Source organism: Amaricoccus macauensis, from assembly GCF_049800915.1.
Classification (GTDB): Bacteria; Pseudomonadota; Alphaproteobacteria; order Rhodobacterales; family Rhodobacteraceae; genus Amaricoccus; species Amaricoccus macauensis_A.
Genome location: NZ_JBNAFY010000008.1, coordinates 128,595 through 147,421, shown reverse-complemented (window position 1 = coordinate 147,421; position 18,827 = coordinate 128,595). Strand labels below are relative to the sequence as shown.

At 61.9% G+C, this 18,827-nt stretch carries 16 protein-coding genes; 4 read left to right on the top strand and 12 right to left on the bottom strand.

What is annotated here, in order from left to right; all coding sequences use genetic code 11:
• Nucleotides 1-10: 10 nt before the first annotated feature.
• From ACP15W_RS18485 to ACP15W_RS18475, 3 genes are all read right to left on the bottom strand, one after another.
• A complete protein-coding gene (locus ACP15W_RS18485) occupies nt 11-1,012 on the bottom strand; it encodes a C-terminal binding protein (protein WP_424934418.1) in 1,002 nt (333 codons plus the stop codon).
• Between the two features lie 259 nt (nt 1,013-1,271).
• A complete protein-coding gene (locus ACP15W_RS18480) occupies nt 1,272-2,471 on the bottom strand; it encodes an MFS transporter (protein WP_424934417.1) in 1,200 nt (399 codons plus the stop codon).
• A 2-nt stretch (nt 2,472-2,473) separates the two neighbouring features.
• The gene (locus ACP15W_RS18475; RefSeq protein ID WP_424934416.1) at nt 2,474-4,579 is read right to left on the bottom strand and encodes a TonB-dependent siderophore receptor; all 2,106 of its coding nucleotides are present in this window, start codon (nt 4,577-4,579) and stop codon (nt 2,474-2,476) included.
• A gap of 512 nt (nt 4,580-5,091) precedes the next feature.
• On the opposite strand from ACP15W_RS18475, the gene ACP15W_RS18470 reads away from it, so the two are divergent.
• Nucleotides 5,092-6,135: a siderophore-interacting protein gene (locus tag ACP15W_RS18470; RefSeq protein WP_424934415.1), complete on the top strand. Its 1,044-nt coding sequence runs from the start codon at nt 5,092-5,094 to the stop codon at nt 6,133-6,135.
• 50 nt (nt 6,136-6,185) lie between these two features.
• Here ACP15W_RS18470 and ACP15W_RS18465 read toward each other — a convergent pair whose 3' ends face one another.
• Complete coding sequence (locus ACP15W_RS18465; protein WP_424934414.1) at nt 6,186-7,154, bottom strand: GntR family transcriptional regulator; 969 nt, start codon at nt 7,152-7,154, stop codon at nt 6,186-6,188.
• Between the two features lie 248 nt (nt 7,155-7,402).
• On the opposite strand from ACP15W_RS18465, the gene ACP15W_RS18460 reads away from it, so the two are divergent.
• Together ACP15W_RS18460 and ACP15W_RS18455 are read left to right on the top strand one after the other, a co-directional pair.
• The gene (locus ACP15W_RS18460; RefSeq protein WP_424934413.1) at nt 7,403-8,458 is read left to right on the top strand and encodes an Ldh family oxidoreductase; all 1,056 of its coding nucleotides are present in this window, start codon (nt 7,403-7,405) and stop codon (nt 8,456-8,458) included.
• A 40-nt stretch (nt 8,459-8,498) separates the two neighbouring features.
• Entirely contained in the window at nt 8,499-9,551 is a 1,053-nt protein-coding gene (locus ACP15W_RS18455) for a Gfo/Idh/MocA family protein (protein ID WP_424934412.1), read from the top strand.
• 240 nt (nt 9,552-9,791) lie between these two features.
• Here the strand turns inward: ACP15W_RS18455 and ACP15W_RS18450 are convergent, their stop codons facing one another.
• The 8 genes from ACP15W_RS18450 to ACP15W_RS18415 all read right to left on the bottom strand — a co-directional run bounded on the left by ACP15W_RS18450 (nt 9,792) and on the right by ACP15W_RS18415 (nt 17,702).
• Complete coding sequence (locus tag ACP15W_RS18450; RefSeq protein WP_424934411.1) at nt 9,792-11,060, bottom strand: glycerate kinase type-2 family protein; 1,269 nt, start codon at nt 11,058-11,060, stop codon at nt 9,792-9,794.
• A gap of 3 nt (nt 11,061-11,063) precedes the next feature.
• On the bottom strand, nt 11,064-12,032 hold the full coding sequence (locus tag ACP15W_RS18445) for a D-2-hydroxyacid dehydrogenase (RefSeq protein WP_424934410.1): 969 nt from the start codon (nt 12,030-12,032) through the stop codon (nt 11,064-11,066).
• Complete coding sequence (locus ACP15W_RS18440) at nt 12,029-13,099, bottom strand: Ldh family oxidoreductase (protein ID WP_424934409.1); 1,071 nt, start codon at nt 13,097-13,099, stop codon at nt 12,029-12,031. The genes ACP15W_RS18445 and ACP15W_RS18440 overlap by 4 nt, the downstream gene beginning before the upstream one ends.
• On the bottom strand, nt 13,096-13,983 hold the full coding sequence (locus ACP15W_RS18435; protein ID WP_424934485.1) for an NAD(P)-dependent oxidoreductase: 888 nt from the start codon (nt 13,981-13,983) through the stop codon (nt 13,096-13,098). Before ACP15W_RS18435 ends, ACP15W_RS18440 begins: the two co-directional genes overlap by 4 nt.
• 5 nt (nt 13,984-13,988) lie before the next feature.
• Nucleotides 13,989-15,506: a tripartite tricarboxylate transporter permease gene (locus tag ACP15W_RS18430; protein WP_424934408.1), complete on the bottom strand. Its 1,518-nt coding sequence runs from the start codon at nt 15,504-15,506 to the stop codon at nt 13,989-13,991.
• An 18-nt stretch (nt 15,507-15,524) separates the two neighbouring features.
• The gene (locus ACP15W_RS18425; protein WP_424934407.1) at nt 15,525-15,983 is read right to left on the bottom strand and encodes a tripartite tricarboxylate transporter TctB family protein; all 459 of its coding nucleotides are present in this window, start codon (nt 15,981-15,983) and stop codon (nt 15,525-15,527) included.
• A gap of 4 nt (nt 15,984-15,987) precedes the next feature.
• A complete protein-coding gene (locus ACP15W_RS18420; RefSeq protein ID WP_424934406.1) occupies nt 15,988-16,950 on the bottom strand; it encodes a Bug family tripartite tricarboxylate transporter substrate binding protein in 963 nt (320 codons plus the stop codon).
• An 80-nt stretch (nt 16,951-17,030) separates the two neighbouring features.
• A complete protein-coding gene (locus tag ACP15W_RS18415; RefSeq protein ID WP_424934405.1) occupies nt 17,031-17,702 on the bottom strand; it encodes an RraA family protein in 672 nt (223 codons plus the stop codon).
• Nucleotides 17,703-17,808: 106 nt separating this feature from the next.
• Between ACP15W_RS18415 and ACP15W_RS18410 the strand changes: the two genes are divergently transcribed.
• A complete protein-coding gene (locus tag ACP15W_RS18410; RefSeq protein WP_424934404.1) occupies nt 17,809-18,729 on the top strand; it encodes a LysR family transcriptional regulator in 921 nt (306 codons plus the stop codon).
• Nucleotides 18,730-18,827: the final 98 nt, after the last annotated feature.

Below are 18,827 nucleotides of genomic sequence, written 5' to 3'. Positions count from 1 at the left end.
CTTTGTGACTTCAGCTCTGGACTGCGAGAGCTTCGGCATTGACGGGGAAGTCGGGCTTTTGCCCGGTCAGGACCTTGGCCACCTGCGTTGCCGCACCCTCACGCGCTGCTCGGATCGATTCCTCCGAGTAGTAGGCGGCGTGCGGCGTGATCAGCACATTGGGCAGGGTGAAGATCGGGTTGTCTGCGGGGTTCCAGGAGGCGCGTTTTGCGGGTTCTTCCTCGGGGTCATCGAGCCCGGCTGCGGCGAGGTGGCCTTCGGTCAATGCGCGGTAAAGCGCCTTGTTGTCGACCGTGGGTCCGCGCCCGGTGTTCACCAGAATTGCACCAGGCTTCATCGCGGCGAATTCGGCATCCGACAGGAAATGCCGGGTGTCCTTGGTCATCGGCGCTTGCATCAGGATGTAGTCGGAGCGCGCGAGTAGGTCCGCCTTGGAAACCAACTCGACACCCAGTTTCCGTGCCACATCGGTAGGCAGGAAGGGGTCGTAGGCGATGACTTCAGTGCCAAAGGCTCTGGCACGATGAGCAATGGCCTGGCCGATCTTTCCAAAGGAAACGATGCCCATTGTGCGTCCCCGAAGACGACGGACAGGTGCGCCGGACTGCCAACGCCAGACACCATCGTGGGTTGCCCGATCATACGCAGGCAGGCTGCGTGCAAGGGCCATCCACAATGCTATGGCATGATCCGCCACTTCCTCGGTGCAATAGTCCCGGACATTGGTGACAAGAATTCCCCGATCCGTCGCAGCATCGACATCGACGATATCGACCCCGACGCCGTAGCGCGCGATCACCTTGCATTTCGTCATTCGTGCAATCGTTTCAGCCCCGATGCGGGCGTACTGGTTCATGATAGCCGCACAGTCGCGCGCTTCCTCGAACAGGTCGGATTCCCGCTTGGCCTGCAGGCCGATGACCTCGGCGCCAATGGGTTCGAGAATGGCGCGTTCGATATCGACATCCCCATAATCAAAGTCGGTGACGACAACTTTTGGCCTTGGTCTCATGTCCGCCTCCCCGGTCAATTTCTTGTCTTTCTGATATCTGATGTATCAGATCTATGTCAAGAATTTTATGGCCCCGTGCGCGGATGCGGCCCCTTTCCTCATTACGAGCCAGTCCGTCTACGTCACCAATCGGCACGATCAGGAGTTCCCTGACTGCTGTGCCGCCGGGTCTAACGCACTAATTCGCTATCTTTTTGTGTAAGCAGAACAGCATCACCCAGAGCACTTCCCAGAATGCCCGCGTGAAAGAGCAGGGTTCTCAGGCTTCCGGAACTGGCCGAGCCAGGTGCAGCAGGACCGGCACCATCGCGAAGGAAATCGCTGCAGCAACCAGGAAGAACACTCCGTATCCCAATGACTCAGCCACCAATCCCGCCAGGATGCCAGCCACCATGCTGATCGCGGCGTCCATGCATTGGAAAAGCGTGAAATCAACACCCCCCTGAGCAGGATCAGACCAACGCATGAACTGGGCGTAGAGCGCGACGAAGCCGAGTGCCATGACGGCAGGGCTCGTCAGAACGATCATCGGCGCGATGAGGCCCGGCTCTACCAGGGGTGTGGCAATGGAGGTTGCCACGAGCGCGAGAAGCCCGCCCTGCGCCGCAATCGCCGCCACGAGAACCGGCCTGCTGCCGAAGCGTCGCACGATGGCGCCGCCCGCGAGCGCACCACCGAGACCCAGGGTGAGGCTTGCCGCGCCACTCAGGAGTCCGAGCGTCGAGAGCGAGTAGCCAAGATCGACAAAGAGCGGGCCGATCATCCCCATGGCCGTTTTCTGCGCGATGACATAGATCGCCGCGATGCCAAGCCCGAGGCGCACTTGCCGACGGGCGAGCGCCGCGCGGAGCGAGGGAACGTGGCTGCGTTCCTCGACCGGGCCTTGGCGCGCAACCAGAACGAATGGAATGCAGATGACCACAATGATTGCGGCCATGCTCCAGGTGCCGGCGAGCCAGCCGTAGTGATCGGCAAGCACCAGGAAAAGTCCACCGCCAATGGCCGAGCCGAGATAGGCACCGCCAACCTGTGCCGCGTTGCCCGAACCGTAGTTGGTGCCCTGAAGTGCACTGACGGCGAAACCGTCGCAGGCGATATCGACGGTTGCGGTGGCGAAGGCAGCCACGAACAGTAGTGCAAGCACCAGCAGGACCGGTGACGGCCCGACGAGGCCGACCGCCAGGAGCGATGCGACCACCAGCCCGACGCCAAGCATTACGATCTCGCCCGAACGGTTGCGGCCGCGGGCTGGAAGGCGGAAACGTTCAACGCGCGGGGCCCAGAGGAACTTGAGTGCCCAGGGTAAGACGATCAGCGAGACAAGCCCGATCTGATCCAGCGGCATCCCGTTTGCGCGCAGGACACCGGGCAGACCCGTCCAGGTGAACCCACCCAGGACACTCTGCGCCACGTAGACACCACCGATTGCGCCAACGATCCAGCCGCTTCCCGCCCCCATGCTCAGAAGCGATATTGCAGCGCTGCGGTGGCTGTGCGGCCATCGTAGCGGTAGCAGTATCCGGCGGAGCAGGTCTGACCCGTCTCGTCAAAAAGGTTCTTCACATTGACCTGGATCTCGGCACCTTCTTGGCCGATGCGGCGCAGATCGTAGGTCAGCGTGAGATCGGCGAAGACGTAGTCGTCGTTCTTGAAGCTGTTCTCGTCGTCGCCGTAGCTTTCGCCTACGTATCGCAAGCCGCCACCGAAGCCGAAACCACTGAGCGGGCCTACCTGCGGCTGGTAGAAGGCCCAGATTGCTGCCTCGTTGTGGGGCGTCGCAGAAAGCTGATTGCCCTCGGTGCCGGCGACACCGTCCTCGATCTCCATGTCGATGTAGGTGTAGGAGGCGATCATCCTGAGGCCGTTCTGGAAGTTGGCTTCGCCCTCGACCTCGAAGCCGCGCGAGCGCAGGTTATAGGGCACCTGCACCTGCTGCACGCCGAAGACGGCCGCATCGACGTTCTGAAACACGACGCCATCATCCTGTTCGATGTCGAAGATCGACGCCGTGATAAGACTTTCTGTTCCGGGGATCGCGTATTTGATGCCGATCTCCTTCTGGAAAGCGCGGGTCGGATCGGCCGGCCGACTGCTGTCAGGGTCAGATGGATCGTCGAAAACCAGGCCGGTATTGGGCACGAAGGCGCTTGAGATATTGGCGAAGGGCGTCATGCCGTTCTCCATCTCGTAGGAGACGCCGAGCCGTCCGGAAAATTCGCTATCCGTGGTTTCGGTGATCGTCCGGCTGGCATCTTCCGTCGTTGTCTCGACCCAGTCGTATCGGCCGCTGACGAAGACATTGAGCGCGCCGCGCGAAAGCTGATCATGCACGTAGATCCCGAGTTGCTCGGTGCCCTGCGAGGCGTAGAAGTCTGCGTCCGCAGCATCGGTGGCGCTGGCGGAGACGTAGCCGGTGGGTGCAAGATAGGCGTTGTAGGAGGAGTCGGTGTAGTCGATCCCGAAGATTACATCGTGGTCGATCTCACCGGTCCGGAAGGACGATTCGAGCGCGTTGTCCACGGTGAAGTTGTGCTGGTCCTCGACATAATGCCCCCAGTAGCGCGCAAGGGAATCGAAGCCGGTGTCGTAGAAGCCGCTGTATTCGAGGTCGCTATCGACGTCCGAGTACCGCAGCTTCTGGCGGAACGTCACCATGTCGGTCAGTTCCTGTTCGTATTCGTAGCCGAGGCGATACTGGGTCTGATCGAAGTCGTTATAGTCCGGATCGGAGTTGGCGATCTCGGACGCGACGCCGTAGCTGGGATTGTAGTAGGAATAGGTGCCGCCCACCGTCGAGTCCGAATACTCGCCGAGGAAGGTGATCTTCGCCTTCTCCGTGAACTTGAAAGTGAAGGCCGGCGCGATGAGCATCTCGTCATCCGGCGCATTGGGATAGGGCGAGTTTGCATCGCGCGCGATGCCGGTGAGACGGTAGAGAAAGCGCCCGTCTTCCGAGACCGGGCCGGTGGTGTCGAAGGCGAGTTCGGCCATGTCATCGGTCCCGCCTGTAAGACGCACCTCATTGAAGGGCTCTTCTTTCGGGCGTTTCGAGACCACGTTAACGAGGCCGCCAGGGCCAGAAACGCCGTAGAGCGAAGAGGACGGTCCCTTGAGGATCGCAATGCCCTCCATCGTGTAGGGGTCGTTGCGATACCAGGCGGAAGGGCCGTTGACCTGACGCAGGCCGTCGCGGAAGAAGCCGTTGTTAAAGGCCGAAAATCCGCGAAGGTAGAAGGCGTCATAGCGCTGGTCGAAGGCGAAATTCGACGTGGAGGTGCCAGCCGAATAGCTCAGCGCTTCGAGAAGCTGGCGGGGTTTCTGGTCCTCGATCTGATCTTGCGTCACGATGCTGATCGCCTGAGGGATCTCCGCGATCGGCGTATCGAGTTTGGTCGCCTGACGTCCGCTTTCAGCCACATAGCCATTCTGCAGCAAGGTCTCGTCGCTTTCGGCCTCCACAAGCAGTGTACCGAGAAAGAGCGGCTCTTCGTCCTGGGCAAATGCCGAACTTGCGACGAGGCAGGAGACGGAGCAGAGGAAAAGCGCGTGCGTGGTGATACGAAGCATAAGGCCTCCCGAGATGAAGTGTATCGGTTCGGGCTGGCGTCTCGCTTGCTGTGTTCCCCATAGTAGCGCTGGTCGGGAATGTTTAGACCGGAAAAACCGCGATAACGCACCATGCGCGCAGTGTGACAGTACTGTCACAAGATGCGCGGCGCCTCACTGCGCAACCGGACAGCACAGCCGTCGCGCCTACAACCGATAAACTCCCGCATAGATTGAGTGAAATGTCTTCGTGCAATCGTAATTTCGACTGAGACTTCGGTGCGATCTTGTAGGCAAAAGTGGGAGATGCAGTGAGCCTGGCAAGCAACAGTCCGTTGCCCACTTGCAACTGACTGTATCCGCAGGCGCCATTCGCCACCGCGAGACACCTCTTGCTCGCTTCAGCTGGTAGCGCGCGACACGGCCTCTTTTTCTGGGCTTGCCAAGGGACCGGCATTCGCGGCAGGAATAAACTTACTAAACCACTCAGGTATGCGTGGTGCGTTTCAATGACACCGGAGGCATGGCCCGACATGAACAAGCAAGCCGGCACACTCGCTATCCCATTCGACGTCGCGGTGCCCCAGGTCAGAAATGCGGCCCACGCCTTGGGCCTGACTGTCCTGGAACCGGAGAGCGGCCTCCAAGTGGTGCTTGAATATGGTGTTTTTACCATTTCGGGGAGCACCTCGGGTTGCGAACTGCTCTTGCGCGCCGACAACGAGGCGCGACTGCATGATCTGCGCGATACGCTGAACCTCTATTTCGAGAATTCCGGCCTCCGCGAACATCTCAGCTGGGCTGCGGACCGGACCGGGACACGACCGGCAAACCTGACAATTGCCCATATCGAAAATGTCCGCAGGATCTCGCCATCCTTCTTCCGCGTGCGGCTGGATGGCGATTTCCGGCGGTTCGAGAAGGATGGCCTGCATTTCCGGCTGCTTTTCGGACCAGAGGGCGCGGACTGGCCCATGGCGGACGCCACGGGTTCGACCATATGGCCCGGAGGGATCGATGCGTGGCACCGGCCGCCTTACACGGTGCGGGCAATCGATCCGGAGTGCAGATGGATCGACATGGATATCTTCATCCACGAGGGGGGCCGCGTAACCGACTGGGTGAAACAGGTCACGCCGGGCGAGGAGATCGCCATGACCGGACCGGGTGGAGCGAAGCCCAGAAGGGCCGGATGGGTTGGCTATATTGGGGACGAGACGGCTTTGCCAGTCATCGCCCGCGCCTTGGAAACACTGCCAGACGCGGCGCGCGGGCAAGCGCGGATCTTCATCCCGCAGGAGGCCGATCGGCAGGAGATTCCGGTACCGCCCGGCGTCACGCTTGAGTGGATCACCCGCAACGGGCAGAGCGATCCGCTTTCCGCACTCAGAGACCTTGCGCCGCCCGACGAGGATCGGTTCGTGTTCTTCGCCGGTGAGCGTGAAGATGCGAAGGCCGCGAGAGCGCATCTCGAAGGACTTGGCTTCGCCCGAACCGAGTTCACCACGGCCGCCTACTGGACCGATGGCTGGGTTCCCCCCGCGGATCAGGCCCGGCCACAATTCCGCCGGAGTTGATCCCTGAAGGGTTGGAGTCAAAGCGCCTACAGATACCTCGAGGCCTTTGGTCAATTGCTTGTTTCAATGGGCTCGAGATAGGCAGGAGGAGTATCGCGAAACGCATCGCGGATCAGGGCAATCCGCGCAACGGCGCGATGACTCGACGCGACAAGATGCGCACGCAGCCCTTCGCAAGCCTCCGGAACCGCCCCCGCCCGCAGCAATTCGAGTACCTGAAGATGTTCGTCCAGGAACGGCTCCACCGGATACATCTCGGATGTGTGCTGATAGAAGAACCTGTGCGCCAGCAGAAGTGATTGGCTCTCGACCATCGTCTTTCGCAGCAGGGAATTTCGGCACCGACCCAGCAATCCGAAGTGCAGGTCGGCTTCGAGTTGGTCCAGGGTCGGCCCCCCTGAACGATCGGTCATCACGGTATGCAGGTCACGTATCATGCCGTCGAGCAGGTCGGTTGGCACATTGGCACCGACTTCGGCAAGCGCCGCCGGTTCAAGCAGGGCGCGCAGATCGTAGAGTTCATGCACCCGCTTTTCGGTCAACTCCGGTGCGATCCACCGTTTCCCTTCGTTGACGACAAGCCCGCAGGATTGCAACCGCGCCAGTACCTCGCGGGCGACAGTGCGACTGACGCCATAGTGCCGACCGAGAGCGGACTCGACCACACGCCAGCTTCCGAAGGCGATGCGCCTGGTCAGCGCTTTCTCGATATCGCTGTAGATGAGTTGCCAAGCCGGGGTGGTCTCGGCGCTGAAGGGTTCGGGAGGGTGAGCGGCGAACCGGAGAGCAGCGCGTTCGGCTGCATCCGTCGTCACGACAAAGCCCCGCGCAGGTGCTTCCGCTTGCGCCACAAGGCCCAGGTCTTCCATCTCGGCCAGCGCCTGCCGCGCCGGAGCGCGCGATACGCCGAAACGATTGGCGAGCCGGTTCTCCATGAGGCGCTCACCAGGTGCAAGATCGCCTCGCGCGATCTCGGCTCCGACAGCGCGGAGAATGCGGGTGTAAAGCGTCTCTTCCAATTCCGGCTATCCGGTGCGGTGGAGGGGCTGCGGCATGAAACCTTCCCGCGGGCTGATAGCGCACTGCCACGCTACGGCCAATGAGGACTTGAATGCACACGATTATTGTCTAAAGTATACGATAGACGTTATTCGAAGGAAATCAAGATGGGTGTTCGTCAGTGCGACATGCAGGCGTGTTTTGGGTTTGCAGGCGATGAAGTGGTGTTCCGGACCGTCATGACCGCAGCGCGCACCCGCGGCCCGAGATGATGGCAAACCGGCACGCCAACCTCGACGCCCTATCGCGCTTTTGCGACGCGGTTCTCAGGGCCGCAGGCGCGGATGGTCCAAGCGCCGCTGCCGCCACCCGTGCGATGCTGCATGCAAGCAGCCTGGGCGTTGACAGTCATGGAATCCGTCTTCTGCCGCATTACGACATGGTTTTGCGTGGCGGGCGCGTGAACGGCACACCGCACATGACCTTCGAACGCATTCGAGTCGGATCAGGCCTGCTCAACGCTGACAACGGACACGGCGCGCTGGCCACCTATACCGCGGTTGATCATGCTTGCGCACTCGCCCGCGAGGCCGGCATAGGCGCGGTCGGTATTCGCCAGTCGTCGCATTTCGGACCAGCGGGCGCCTACGCTTTGGCGATGGCCGAGGCAGGCATGATCGGCTTTGTCACGTGCAATTCCGATAGTTTCGTGCGGCTTCACGACGGTGCCGAGCGCTTTCACGGCACCAATCCGATCGCCGTTGCTGCCCCAAACCCGAGTGGCCCACCTTGGCTACTCGACATGGCAACAAGCGCCGTGCCCTACAACCGCGTCCAGCTCTACAAATCGCTCGCGCTTGATCTGCCTGAACGCACCGCGTCCGACAAGGCCGGCATCGACACACGCGACCCGCATGACGCGGAGATGCTGGCACCGCTGGGTGGGGAATTCGGCTTCAAGGGAGCAGGTCTTGCCGGAATGAGCGATATATTCTCGGCGCTGCTCACCGGCATGAAAACGAGTCCCGAGATCCTGCCGATGCCCGGACCGGATGTCTCGACGCCGCGCGATATGGGAGCCTTCGTGATCTGCATCGATCCCGACGGCTTCATCGGCCGCGGCATCCTGCTCGCCGGAATGGAACGGTATCTTGCAGCCCTTCGAACGAGCGCAGCTCGCGAAGACGGAAAGGTCATGGCTCCGGGTGACAGGGAATGGGCGGTAGCAGACCGGCGCCGCGCGGAGGGTGTGCCAATAGACCCGGAAACTGCAACTGCGTTCGAGCGCCTGGCGGAATGCGCCAACGCGCCGGTGCCGTTCTAAATAAACGGGCTCACAGCCAGCCCAGAGGGAGAAGAGAGACATGGCAAAGACAATCACGCAGGGGCGTGTCGGGGTGGCCCTTATTGGAGCCGGTATGATCGCGAAGACCCATGTGGCCGCTCTTTCAGAGGCACGGGATACGCTGCAACTCAGGACGGTAGTCTCGCGCCGACCCGAGCGTGCACACTATCTTGCGGAGTTCTACGAAGGAGAGGCGCCCGAATTTTCGTCCGATCTCTCCGCGGTCGCAGCGGATCCGACCATTCCCTTGGCCATCGTCGCAACGCCACCGAGTGTCCGCAAGGAAGTGATTGAAGAGCTTGCGAAGTCCGGGACGCATGTTCTTCTCGAAAAGCCGGTTGGCCGGAACCCGGAGGAAGCTCTCGAGGTTGTCGAGATCTGCGAACGCGAAGGTGTGATGCTCGGCGTGCTCTTCCAGCACCGGATGCGCGCGCCGTCCTTGGCCGCGGCCCGTCACGTGGCAAGCGGGGTGCTTGGAAAGCTTGGCCTGGTCGAGATCGCCGTGCCTCTATGGCGCGACCAGTCCTATTATGATGAGCTCGGGCGGGGCACCTACGCCCGCGACGGCGGCGGGGTCATGATCACCAACGCAATCCATTCCATCGATCTCGCGCTCAGCCTGACCGGTCCGGTAAAACAGGTGCAGGCGATGACGGCCACGACGCTCCTGCACCGAATGGAGGCAGAGGATTTCGCTGTCGCCGGCCTGACGTTTGCCTGCGGGGCCGCTGGATCCTTCGTGGCCAGCACCGCCATGTTTCCCCACAGGACCGAGGTCATCCGGCTTCATTTCGAGCATGCCAGCCTGAAGCTGGACAAGGAGGCGCTCGAGATCAGCTGGCGAGATGGACGCACCGTCATCGAGGCGAAGGACGAGGCCCCGCGGAAGGTGAACCCCCTATCCGGCGGCAAACACGAATGGCATCAGGCGGTGATCGAGGATTTCGCCGAGGCCATTCGCCTCGGGCGCAAACCGATGGTCACCGGGCGCGAAGCGCTGGTTTCACATCAGCTCATCACGGCCATCGAGAATTCGTCGCGGTCCGGTGGGCCGATTGACCTGACGCCATAAGCGAAATTTCCTGCCGGATAGAGAACTCCGATTTACTCGACGGGGTTCGAACTCACCCGCAAACGATCCGCGCGTAGCTCTGGAAATGCAACACGGTATGGCTTCAGAAGGCCCAATCGGCGCACTGACGGTATCTGCCTCGAATGCTGAGTGGAAAGTAAGGTAGCAGTGCCCCGCAGGTTTCTGCGAGGCACCCTCCCCTTCAAAGGAACACCGGCTAACCGGTTAGACGTCGCCCGTTCAAGCAACCAGTATAGCTCGGAAATCATTCACGTTGGTTCCGGTCGGTCCAGGTTCGAACAAGCCTTTGGCCGCGGAAAACGCCTGCCAGGAGTCATTGTCGTCCAATAGCGCCTGCGGGTCCAATGAGGCCGCCCGGATGAGACCAAGGGAGGTTTCATCGCAAAAAGCCCCGGCATTGTCTTCAGATCCGTCGATGCCGTCTGTATCGGCCGCAAGGGCATGGACCCCCGGGAGCCCCTCAACCCCCATGGCAAAGGCAAGCAGGAATTCGGCATTCGGTCCACCGCGCCCGGTTCCGCGCAGGGTGACAGTCGCCTCGCCGCCGGATAGCATCACGACAGGGCGTTCAAAGGGCTGATTCTGAAGTGCAATCTCGCGAGCGATCGCCGCATGGGTCTGACCAAGCTCTCGTGCCTCGCCCTCCATGCTGTCAGACAAGATGACGGCCCTCAGTCCCAGACGCTCCGCCTCTGAAGCGGCTGCAGCAAGGGACTGACCTGCGGACGAGATGACGCGAACCTCGTGACCGGCATAGGCCCGATCTCCTGGCGCGGGGATTTCGGGCCCTTCGACGATTTCACGGTGGATCCGGTCGGGCAAGGACACGCCGTAGCGCGAGAGCCAGGACGCAGCAGTCTGACGCGTGGCCACGCCGGGCACGGTCGGGCCGGATGCGACCTCTGCCGGGCCGTCGCCCGGAACATCGGACACGATCAACGAGACGACGCGGGCGCCGCCCGCCGCCAGTGCCAGTTGTCCGCCCTTGATCCGGGAGAAGTGCTTGCGCACCGCGTTCATGCCCCCGATGGGCATGCCACTGCGCAAGAGCGCATCGGTCAGAAGCTGGTCGTCAGCCAATGTAAAGCCGGCGGGCGGCGCCGGCAGAAGCGCCGATCCCCCGCCACAGATCAGGGCGACGACCAGATCATCAGGGCCAAGCCCCGAAAGCAGCGCCAGAAGCCGCTCCGCCGCTTGCAGCCCGGCCTCATCAGGAACCGGATGAGCGGCCTCTACCACCTCAATGCGCTTGCAAGGGACCCCGAACCCGTAACGGGTGACCATGAGGCCCTCGATCGGCCCAGACCATTCCTGCTCGAATGCGCGCGCAAGCTGAGCGGCGCCTTTGCCGGCCCCGACAACAACCGTCCGCCCGGGGGGAACGGGGGGCAGTGCCTGCGACAAGACGCGTTCGGGATCGGCGGCGGAAACTGCGGTAGCGAAGAGGTGGCGCAGAAACCGCTCCGGATCTTTCAGGGGTGCTACCATGGCTTATGAAACAACATTCTGCGGCGCAGCGTTCATGAAGGCCTCAATATTGTCGATGAGCTGGTCCGCAAGGGTCTGTATGGCCTCCTGGCTGGCCCATGCGACATGCGGAGTCAGGATCACGTTGCTGCGCTTGGCGATGCGTCGCATGACATGATCTGCGCCCGGCGGCTCTGTCGTCACCACGTCAAACCCCGCTCCGGAAATGCGACCACTCTCGAGCGCGCGCTCCAGCGCTTCCTCGTCGACAAGCCCACCCCGCGCAGTGTTCAACAACAAGGGGCGACGCTCCATCATGTCGAACTCGCTGTCAGAGATGAGGTTGCGTGTGGAGGGCATCAGCGGGCAGTGCAAGGTAATGATGTCGCTGCGCCGCATGACATCCTCGAACGGCGTATAGAGGGGGCCCATCCCCTCGACCCCCTTGTAGCTGGAAAACAGCACCCGCAGTCCGAAGGCTTCGGCAATCCTGCCAACCGCCTTGCCGAGCGCGCCATCTCCAATGATACCCATCACCTTCCCCGACAGATCCGCGATCGGATAGTCGAAGTAGCAAAACTGGTTCGCGTCTTCCCAACGCCCGTCGATGACCGACTGGCGATAGGGCACGATGCTGCGCTGCAGGGCAAGAAGCAGCGCAAAAGTATGTTCTGGAACGGTATTCCCGGCATAGCCCTGGATGTTGGAGACTGTGACGCCCCGCGCTCTGCACGCTGCGAGATCGATGCGATCATAACCGGTGGCTGCCACTGCGATCAGCTTCAGCTTCGGCGCCGCAGCCAGTGCCTCGGCATCGATTGGCACCTTGTTGGTAATCACAACCTCGGCGTCGGCGATGCGCGCGGCCACCTGGTCGGGATCGGTCTGCTGGTGCTCTTCGATCTGCGCAGCGAAACTGGGTTGCTTCAGCCGGGTCTCGGGCGACAGGGTCGCCCGGTCGAGGAAGACGATACGGACGGGTGCCTGCGTCATTGCACGACCTCGGCGATGAGACCCGACAGCGGGCGCTGACCGAGGCCCGCAGCAACGGCATCGAGATCGGCGATGACATTGTCCGGCAGTGTGATGCCCGCCGCCCGCGTCTTGCGCGCGCGTGCCTGTTCGAGCTCGCCCGGCATGAGTATGGCGTCGAAGCCATCCGCCAGGGCGCACTCCTTCAGCGCGTTGACCAGTTCCCTCACCCGATCGGCATGGGTCCCCGCCACATGAGTGCGCGACACGTCGATGAGCAACATGAAGTGGCCGATGTCCTGAGGTGTGACGAAATCGCTGTAGAGATTGCCCAGGTCGCCTGCGAACCGCCCACCGGACAGCACGCCGCAGAGCACTTCAACCATGATGGCCAGCGCCGATCCCTTGGGACCCGAAAGCGGCAGCACGACGCCTTTCTCGGCGGCCATGCCGCTGGTGGTGGGTTTGCCGTCGGCGTCCAGCGCCCAGCCCTCGGGAATGGCCTCTCCCCGCTTGGCGGCTTCGACGATCTTGCCGCGGGCGACGACCGATGTAGCCATGTCCAGAAGCACCGGCGTCTCCCCGGCAATCGGGGTGCCGAAGGTGATCGGGTTGGTGCCAATCACCGACTGCCGGCCGCCGAAGACCGTCATGGAAGGCGGCGCATTGGTCATAGCGATGGCAATGCAGCCTGCTGCAACGGCCTTTTCGACATAGAAGGACCCAGCGCCATTGTGGTTGGAATGGCCCACGGTGGCGACACAGACGCCGTTTTCCCGCGCCACCTCCAGCCCGGCTTCAAGTGCACGCAGACTTACCACCGGTCCCGGTCCGTTGTCGCCATCGACAACCAGCACGCCCGGCGAGGGTCGTTCGAACTTGATATCGGGGCTGGCCTTGACGACACCCGCCTTGATCCGATCGGCATAAATCGGGATCCGCGTGAGCCCGTGCGAGCCATGTCCCCGAAGGTCGGCGTGGATCAACACGTCCGTCACGATTACCGCGTCCTGTCCCGTCAGCCCCGCGGCTTCGAAAACGCCGTTGGAGAAGTCCCGGATCGTTTCCAGTTCGATTGTTGCGGTCATTGGTTGGTATCCTCATTGCGGCCGTTCAGGCGGTCATAGAGCAGGCCAAGCGCAGCACTGTCGTTCTTGGCGAATCCGGAATTGCAGGTCGCGACCATCAGCTGATGCGCGAGATCCGTCGCGGGTTGTGTGATGTTGAAATGTGCACCCACGGCATTGGCGATGCCGAGATCCTTGCGCATGAGTTCGGCGCGGAACCCGCCCTCGAGCGTGCCTTCGATGTAGCGCAGTGCATGGGCGTCGAGAACACCGCTGCGGGCGGCACCCGTGGAGAGGACCTCCCGCATCACCTTGGGGTCAACCCCCGCGGCCCGCGCCAGGGAGACGGCCTCGAAGACGCCCATCATGTTCACCGCGACCATCAGCTGGTTGCAGGCCTTTAGCGCCTGCCCGGCACCGAGCGGGCCCACATGGTGAATGTTCTTGCCCATGGCCTGCAGCACCGGCTGCGCCTCGGCCACATCGTCCTGCGATCCGCCACACATGATGGTCAGGGTGCCGCTTTCCGCCCCCTTCGCGCCGCCGCTGACCGGCGCGTCGATGAACCGGCCCCCGACCGAGGCAAGCTGTTGCGCCATCTCCTCCGCCTCGAACGGCGCGATGGTCGAGCAATCGATCAGCAGACCGCCGTTCCAGTCCTGGGCAGTCAGCCCGGTCTCGCCTGCGAACACGCCGCGAAGCGCCGCGGCGTCCGGAACGCAGGAGACTATGATCCGGCAGCGCGCGGCAAGATCCGCCGGTGTCTCGCAGATCTCCGCCCCCAAGGCCCTGAAAGTCTCCGCCTTGTCGGGCGAGGAAGTGGTGACTGCCAGCTTCAGGCCGGATGCGGCGATGTTGCGTGCCATTCCGGCGCCCATAACGCCCAGTCCGATGAACCCGATCATGTTGCTCAAACCCCCATTCTCTCGACTTGTGTTTTCTTGGATCGCAGTTTGCCCTGTCGCCAGGTCGTCAGGCCGACGAGCCCGATGACAATCGCCACCAGGGTCAAGGTGACCGGATTGGTCACGAACGGCTCGAACGACCCGCGGCTGCGCGTGAGCGCCTGTCGCAACGCTTCTTCGAAAGAAGGCGTGATGATGAAGGATATCAGCAAGGGTGCGACCGGCACGTTCGTGCGGTTGAAGATGAACCCCAGGATGCCTGCGCCCAGCATGACGTAGACGTCCAGGATATTGTTCCGTGCAACGTAGCTGCCTGCCACGCAGATCAGGGCCACGCAGGGCATTAGATAAACCTTCGGGATCCGCAGGGTCAGAGACAGCATGCGCATCGCCGGGTATCCGATCAGCCCCATCAGGATCGTGGAGCCCAGCAGGGCGAAATAGATCGTGTAGACGATATCGGGCGAGTTGACGAAGATCAGCGGCCCGGGCGTGACCCCCTGCAGGACAAGCGCGCCCAGCAGGATCGCTGTAACGGCATCGCCGGGAATCCCCAGGGCAAGGGTCGGAATGAAGGTCGCGCCGACCACTGCGTTGTTGGCGCTCTCGGATGCGATGACCCCGCGCGGATCGCCCTTGCCGAAGGTTCCTTCGCTGCCTGCCGACCGCTTGGCGTCGGCATAGGCCAGGAACGAGGCGATGGTGGCACCGATGCCGGGCAGGATACCGATGGTTGATCCGATGGCGGATGCACGTGTCATCGGCACGATGTTGCGGATGATTTCACGAAGCGGGATCCGGTTCGCAGCGCGATCTTCGCCGGACAAGTCAACCTTGCGGATCGATTGAGAAAAGCCACGGGTGGCTTCCTCGATGATCTCGGCCACGGCAAAGAGCCCGACCAGGAGCGGAACATAGGTCAGCCCGTCCATCAGCGCCGTCGATCCGAAGGTAAAGCGGGGTATGCCCAGCATGGGATCGCTGCCCACTGTCGCCAGCACCATCCCCAACGCCGCCGAGAACAACCCCTTCACCAACGAGCTTCCGGACAAGATCCCGATAACGAGAAAGGTAAAGAACAGCAGCGAGGCGATCTCGACCGGACCGAACCCGAGCGCAAAGCCGGCCAGTTGCGGCGCCAGCAGGATCAGCAGGACGATCGAGAACACGGCCCCGAAAACGGAACTGATGAGCGACAGGCGCAACGCCCGGGTCGCCAGTCCCTGCTGGGCCATCGGGTAGCCGTCGAAAATCGTGGCTGCGGAGGCCGGTGTGCCAGGCGCGTTCAGCAGGATCGCCGAGACAGATCCGCCGAAGATACCCGCGCCGTACAGTCCGATCAGCATCACCATCGCCTGATCGGTCGGCATGAAGATCGTCAGCGGCACCGCCAGAGCGACCGCGATATTGACCGAAAGACCGGGGATTGCCCCAATGATCAGTCCGACGACGACTGACAGAAGAAGGGTCAGAAAAGTCACAGGCTCAGCGAGCCCGTAGAGAGCTTGGAAAAGCGGATCCATGTCCAGCCTCCGGAAAAGTCAGAACAACGAGGCGCCGGGGAGCGGAACCAGGAAAACCTTGCGCAGCAGAACATCGACGAGGATCGGCATCCCGAGCGTCAGAATTCCCGCCACGATCCAGTTCTGGGCGCGGTACATCAGGAAGACGGCTGCCAGAAACAGGATTGAGGCAGGCATGAACCCGATGAGCGGCAGGCCAAAAGCGTAGGCGCCGAACAGTGCGATCTGGAGGAGCCCCAGACCAATCCCGGCCTGGAACTTACCGACCTCTTCCGGCAAGGGGCGGTCGGTGAACAGCATCATTGCCCCGAAGAGCAGCACCATGACCCCGGCGAAGGTTGGTAGGGCCGATGGCCCCACCGAATAGAAACCACCGCCCATACTGGCCTGCTGCTCGTCGAGAGCCGGTACCATCACTGTCAGGAAGACAATGGAGGCGGCCACGAAGACCAGCGCAAGCATTCGGTTCGCGGTCATGCGCTTACTCGGCCGCCGCAGTTTCGGAGGACAGAGCACCAGCCACCGCGTCCGACATGGACTGCATCGCCTGTTCGAACTCTGCGCCCGTCAGATAGCTTGGCGTGATGTTGCTGCGCAAAGCCACCGTCGTGAAGGCGTCCGTTTCCATCGCCTTGGCAAAACGCTCCTGCAGGTAGGCGACCGCCTCGTCTGGAGTGCTGGCGGGAGCGACAAGGCCCTTCATATTTTCCAGATTGACGTCGTAGCCGAGCTCACTCAGCGAAGGCACGTCGGGGATCTGTTCTGCGCGATCGGAGGTGGTGGCAAGCACGTTGATCGTGCCGGCATCAAGTTGCGCGCGCGCGTCGCCGGGGGTGATGATCGTCAGATCCACATGCCCGCCCAGCAGAGCCGCAAGTGCCGGCGATCCGCCCTGGTACGGAACGTGGACCATGTCGATCCCGGCTTCCTGTCCAAAGACCAGGAACGCGGAATGCAGAATGCCTGCCGGGCCGGAGGACCCATAGGCAAGTTCACCGGGGTGCTGTTTGGCACGCTCGACAACCGCGTCGATGCTGTCCAGCCCGCTGTCCGCCTTGCTCACGATCACCATGTGTTCGCGGTTGACACGGATGACCCCCCGGAAATCATCGAGGCTGTACTGGGTTTCACGGTGATGAGGCACAGAAGTGCTTTCGCTCCCGCCGGCAACCAGCAGAGTGTAGCCGTCTCCCTCAGCCTTCGCGACCATCTCGGCCGCGAGCGTGCCAGAGGCTCCGGGGCGGTTTTCGACCACCAGCGGGACCGGGAACAGTTCTTGCGCAGCAGAGGCGATCAGACGCGCGGTCTGGTCCGTGCCGCCACCGGGCGCGAAGCCGACAACGATGCGGATCGGTTTTTCCGGCACCCATTCCTGGGCAGTGACTGAAGCGGCAGACGCCGTGGCCAGGCCACAGGCAATAATCAGCCTTTTGAGACTTTTCATGGTTTCCTCCGTTGGATTTTTCTACGCGGCGTGCCTGATGCGGCCGCCATCTTGTATTGATGCGCAGTCTGCGAGGGGCCTCAGACCCCGGCGCATCCCTTTGCCTTGAGCATCTCATCTACCCAGGCACGGTCCCAGGCGGCCTGCTTGATCGCCTGCTGAATGCCGCGTTCCTTTTCTTCCTGCGCACGAGAAAGTTCAAGAACCCGCGTGGCATCGGCCCTGGGGATGCAGACCACGCCATCCAGGTCGCCGATGACGATATCTCCCGGCTCGATGATCATCCCGTCGAGCGAGATGGGAATATTCACTTCGCCCGGCCCGTCCTTATAGGGGCCACGGTGGCTGACACCCGCCCCATAGACCGGAAAATCGTTCGCGCTGATGACGTCCATGTCCCTGACTGCGCCGTTGACAACGAAGCCGACACAACCACGCGACCGGGCATGAGAAATGATCAGTTCCCCGATCAGGGCATTGGTCAGATCTCCACCCGCATCCACGACGATCACGTCGCCGGGTCGAACCATATCGGCGGCCTTGTGGATCATGAGATTGTCGCCAGGGCGGGTCTTCACCGTCAGGGCAGTGCCGGCCAACGAACCTCCGCGGTGCATCGGGCGAACGGTCGGGCCTGCAGCCACCATGCGGTTGAGATTGTCACTGATGATTGCCGTCGGGATACTTGAGAAAGCTTCCACCATTGAGGCCTCGGCCCGTTCATGGCCGTCAACCACACTAAATCCAGTCACCGTTCATTTCCTCCCAGAAACATTTGTAAGACCCATGTTGCAAGAAACTCATATATGCTGTCCAATACTTTATATGCACCCGATTAATGCCGAACGGACATAACACATGCCTCTCGAACTTCGCTTGATCCAAAGCTTCGTGTGCCTGTCGGAAGAGCTGAATTTTTCGCAAGCGGCAAAGCGGCTGCATATCGCGCAACCCGCTCTCAGTCGGCAGATCATGGCGCTGGAGGAGACGCTTGGCGTGGAGCTTTTCCACCGCACCAAGCGCAAAGTGACGCTGACTGCGGCCGGGGCGGCCTTTCGCAATCGCTGCTATCGAATTCTTTCGGATGTGACGGATGCGGAGCAGGAGGTCCGGCGGGTCGCTGCCGGCCAGGAAGGAGCATTGGCTGTCAGCTTCATTCACTCTTCGACCTACGGGATGCTGCCCCCGATCCTGAATGCCTTTCGAATCCGGTTTCCCCGCATCGAGCTCAAGCTGTTCGAGATGACGATCGCCGAGCAGAAACAGGCCCTACGCGCATCCGAAGTGGACATTGGCTTGCTGCGCCCACCAATTTCGGATGACAACCTCACGTCGTGTCCGCTCGGAACGCAGAAGTTCCTGGTCGCCCTGCCACGATCACATCCACATGCCCGGGCCGGGCGTATTTCGCTCAGCGCGCTGAAGGACGACCCATTCGTCCTGTTCGAACGGCAGCAAAGTTCACTGTTCTACTCGCGCATCATCGCGATGTGCGAAACTGCTGGCTTTGTTCCCCTGGTCAGCCAGCAGGCAACGCAGATCCATACCGTCGTTGGACTTGTCGGCGCAGGGATGGGGGTGTCGATTGTCCCTGAAGTTGCGAAAAACCTGCAGCTTCCGACCGTTTCCTTCGCTCAGATTGAGGACAACCCGGCGGGTGTCGATGTGTGTTTGGCATGGCGCAAGGACAATACCCTGCCCGCTCTCGCAACCTTCGCCGACATCGCGGCAACCGTCGCGCGCGAGTATCTCGGTGGCAATGACCAAGAGGGCCGCTGATCCCTTCCGTTGCCGTATGAACTTGGAGGCCCTGGCCGAAACCCTCAACGGCCGGTGCGGTTGAGCTGCCTCGACAACACACCCCGAAGGTGTCTCGG

What these genes read in the sequence shown, in the direction of transcription:
- ACP15W_RS18420 (WP_424934406.1), bottom strand. Translation starts at nt 16,950, where the DNA reads ATGAAAAGTCTCAAAAGGCTGATTATTGCCTGTGGCCTGGCCACGGCG.
- ACP15W_RS18410 (WP_424934404.1), top strand. Translation starts at nt 17,809, where the DNA reads ATGCCTCTCGAACTTCGCTTGATCCAAAGCTTCGTGTGCCTGTCGGAA.
- ACP15W_RS18480 (WP_424934417.1), bottom strand. Translation starts at nt 2,471, where the DNA reads ATGGGGGCGGGAAGCGGCTGGATCGTTGGCGCAATCGGTGGTGTCTAC.
- ACP15W_RS18455 (WP_424934412.1), top strand. Translation starts at nt 8,499, where the DNA reads ATGGCAAAGACAATCACGCAGGGGCGTGTCGGGGTGGCCCTTATTGGA.
- ACP15W_RS18460 (WP_424934413.1), top strand. Translation starts at nt 7,403, where the DNA reads ATGATGGCAAACCGGCACGCCAACCTCGACGCCCTATCGCGCTTTTGC.
- ACP15W_RS18440 (WP_424934409.1), bottom strand. Translation starts at nt 13,099, where the DNA reads ATGACCGCAACAATCGAACTGGAAACGATCCGGGACTTCTCCAACGGC.
- ACP15W_RS18450 (WP_424934411.1), bottom strand. Translation starts at nt 11,060, where the DNA reads ATGGTAGCACCCCTGAAAGATCCGGAGCGGTTTCTGCGCCACCTCTTC.
- ACP15W_RS18445 (WP_424934410.1), bottom strand. Translation starts at nt 12,032, where the DNA reads ATGACGCAGGCACCCGTCCGTATCGTCTTCCTCGACCGGGCGACCCTG.
- ACP15W_RS18470 (WP_424934415.1), top strand. Translation starts at nt 5,092, where the DNA reads ATGAACAAGCAAGCCGGCACACTCGCTATCCCATTCGACGTCGCGGTG.
- ACP15W_RS18485 (WP_424934418.1), bottom strand. Translation starts at nt 1,012, where the DNA reads ATGAGACCAAGGCCAAAAGTTGTCGTCACCGACTTTGATTATGGGGAT.
- ACP15W_RS18430 (WP_424934408.1), bottom strand. Translation starts at nt 15,506, where the DNA reads ATGGATCCGCTTTTCCAAGCTCTCTACGGGCTCGCTGAGCCTGTGACT.
- ACP15W_RS18475 (WP_424934416.1), bottom strand. Translation starts at nt 4,579, where the DNA reads ATGCTTCGTATCACCACGCACGCGCTTTTCCTCTGCTCCGTCTCCTGC.
- ACP15W_RS18425 (WP_424934407.1), bottom strand. Translation starts at nt 15,983, where the DNA reads ATGACCGCGAACCGAATGCTTGCGCTGGTCTTCGTGGCCGCCTCCATT.
- ACP15W_RS18435 (WP_424934485.1), bottom strand. Translation starts at nt 13,983, where the DNA reads ATGATCGGGTTCATCGGACTGGGCGTTATGGGCGCCGGAATGGCACGC.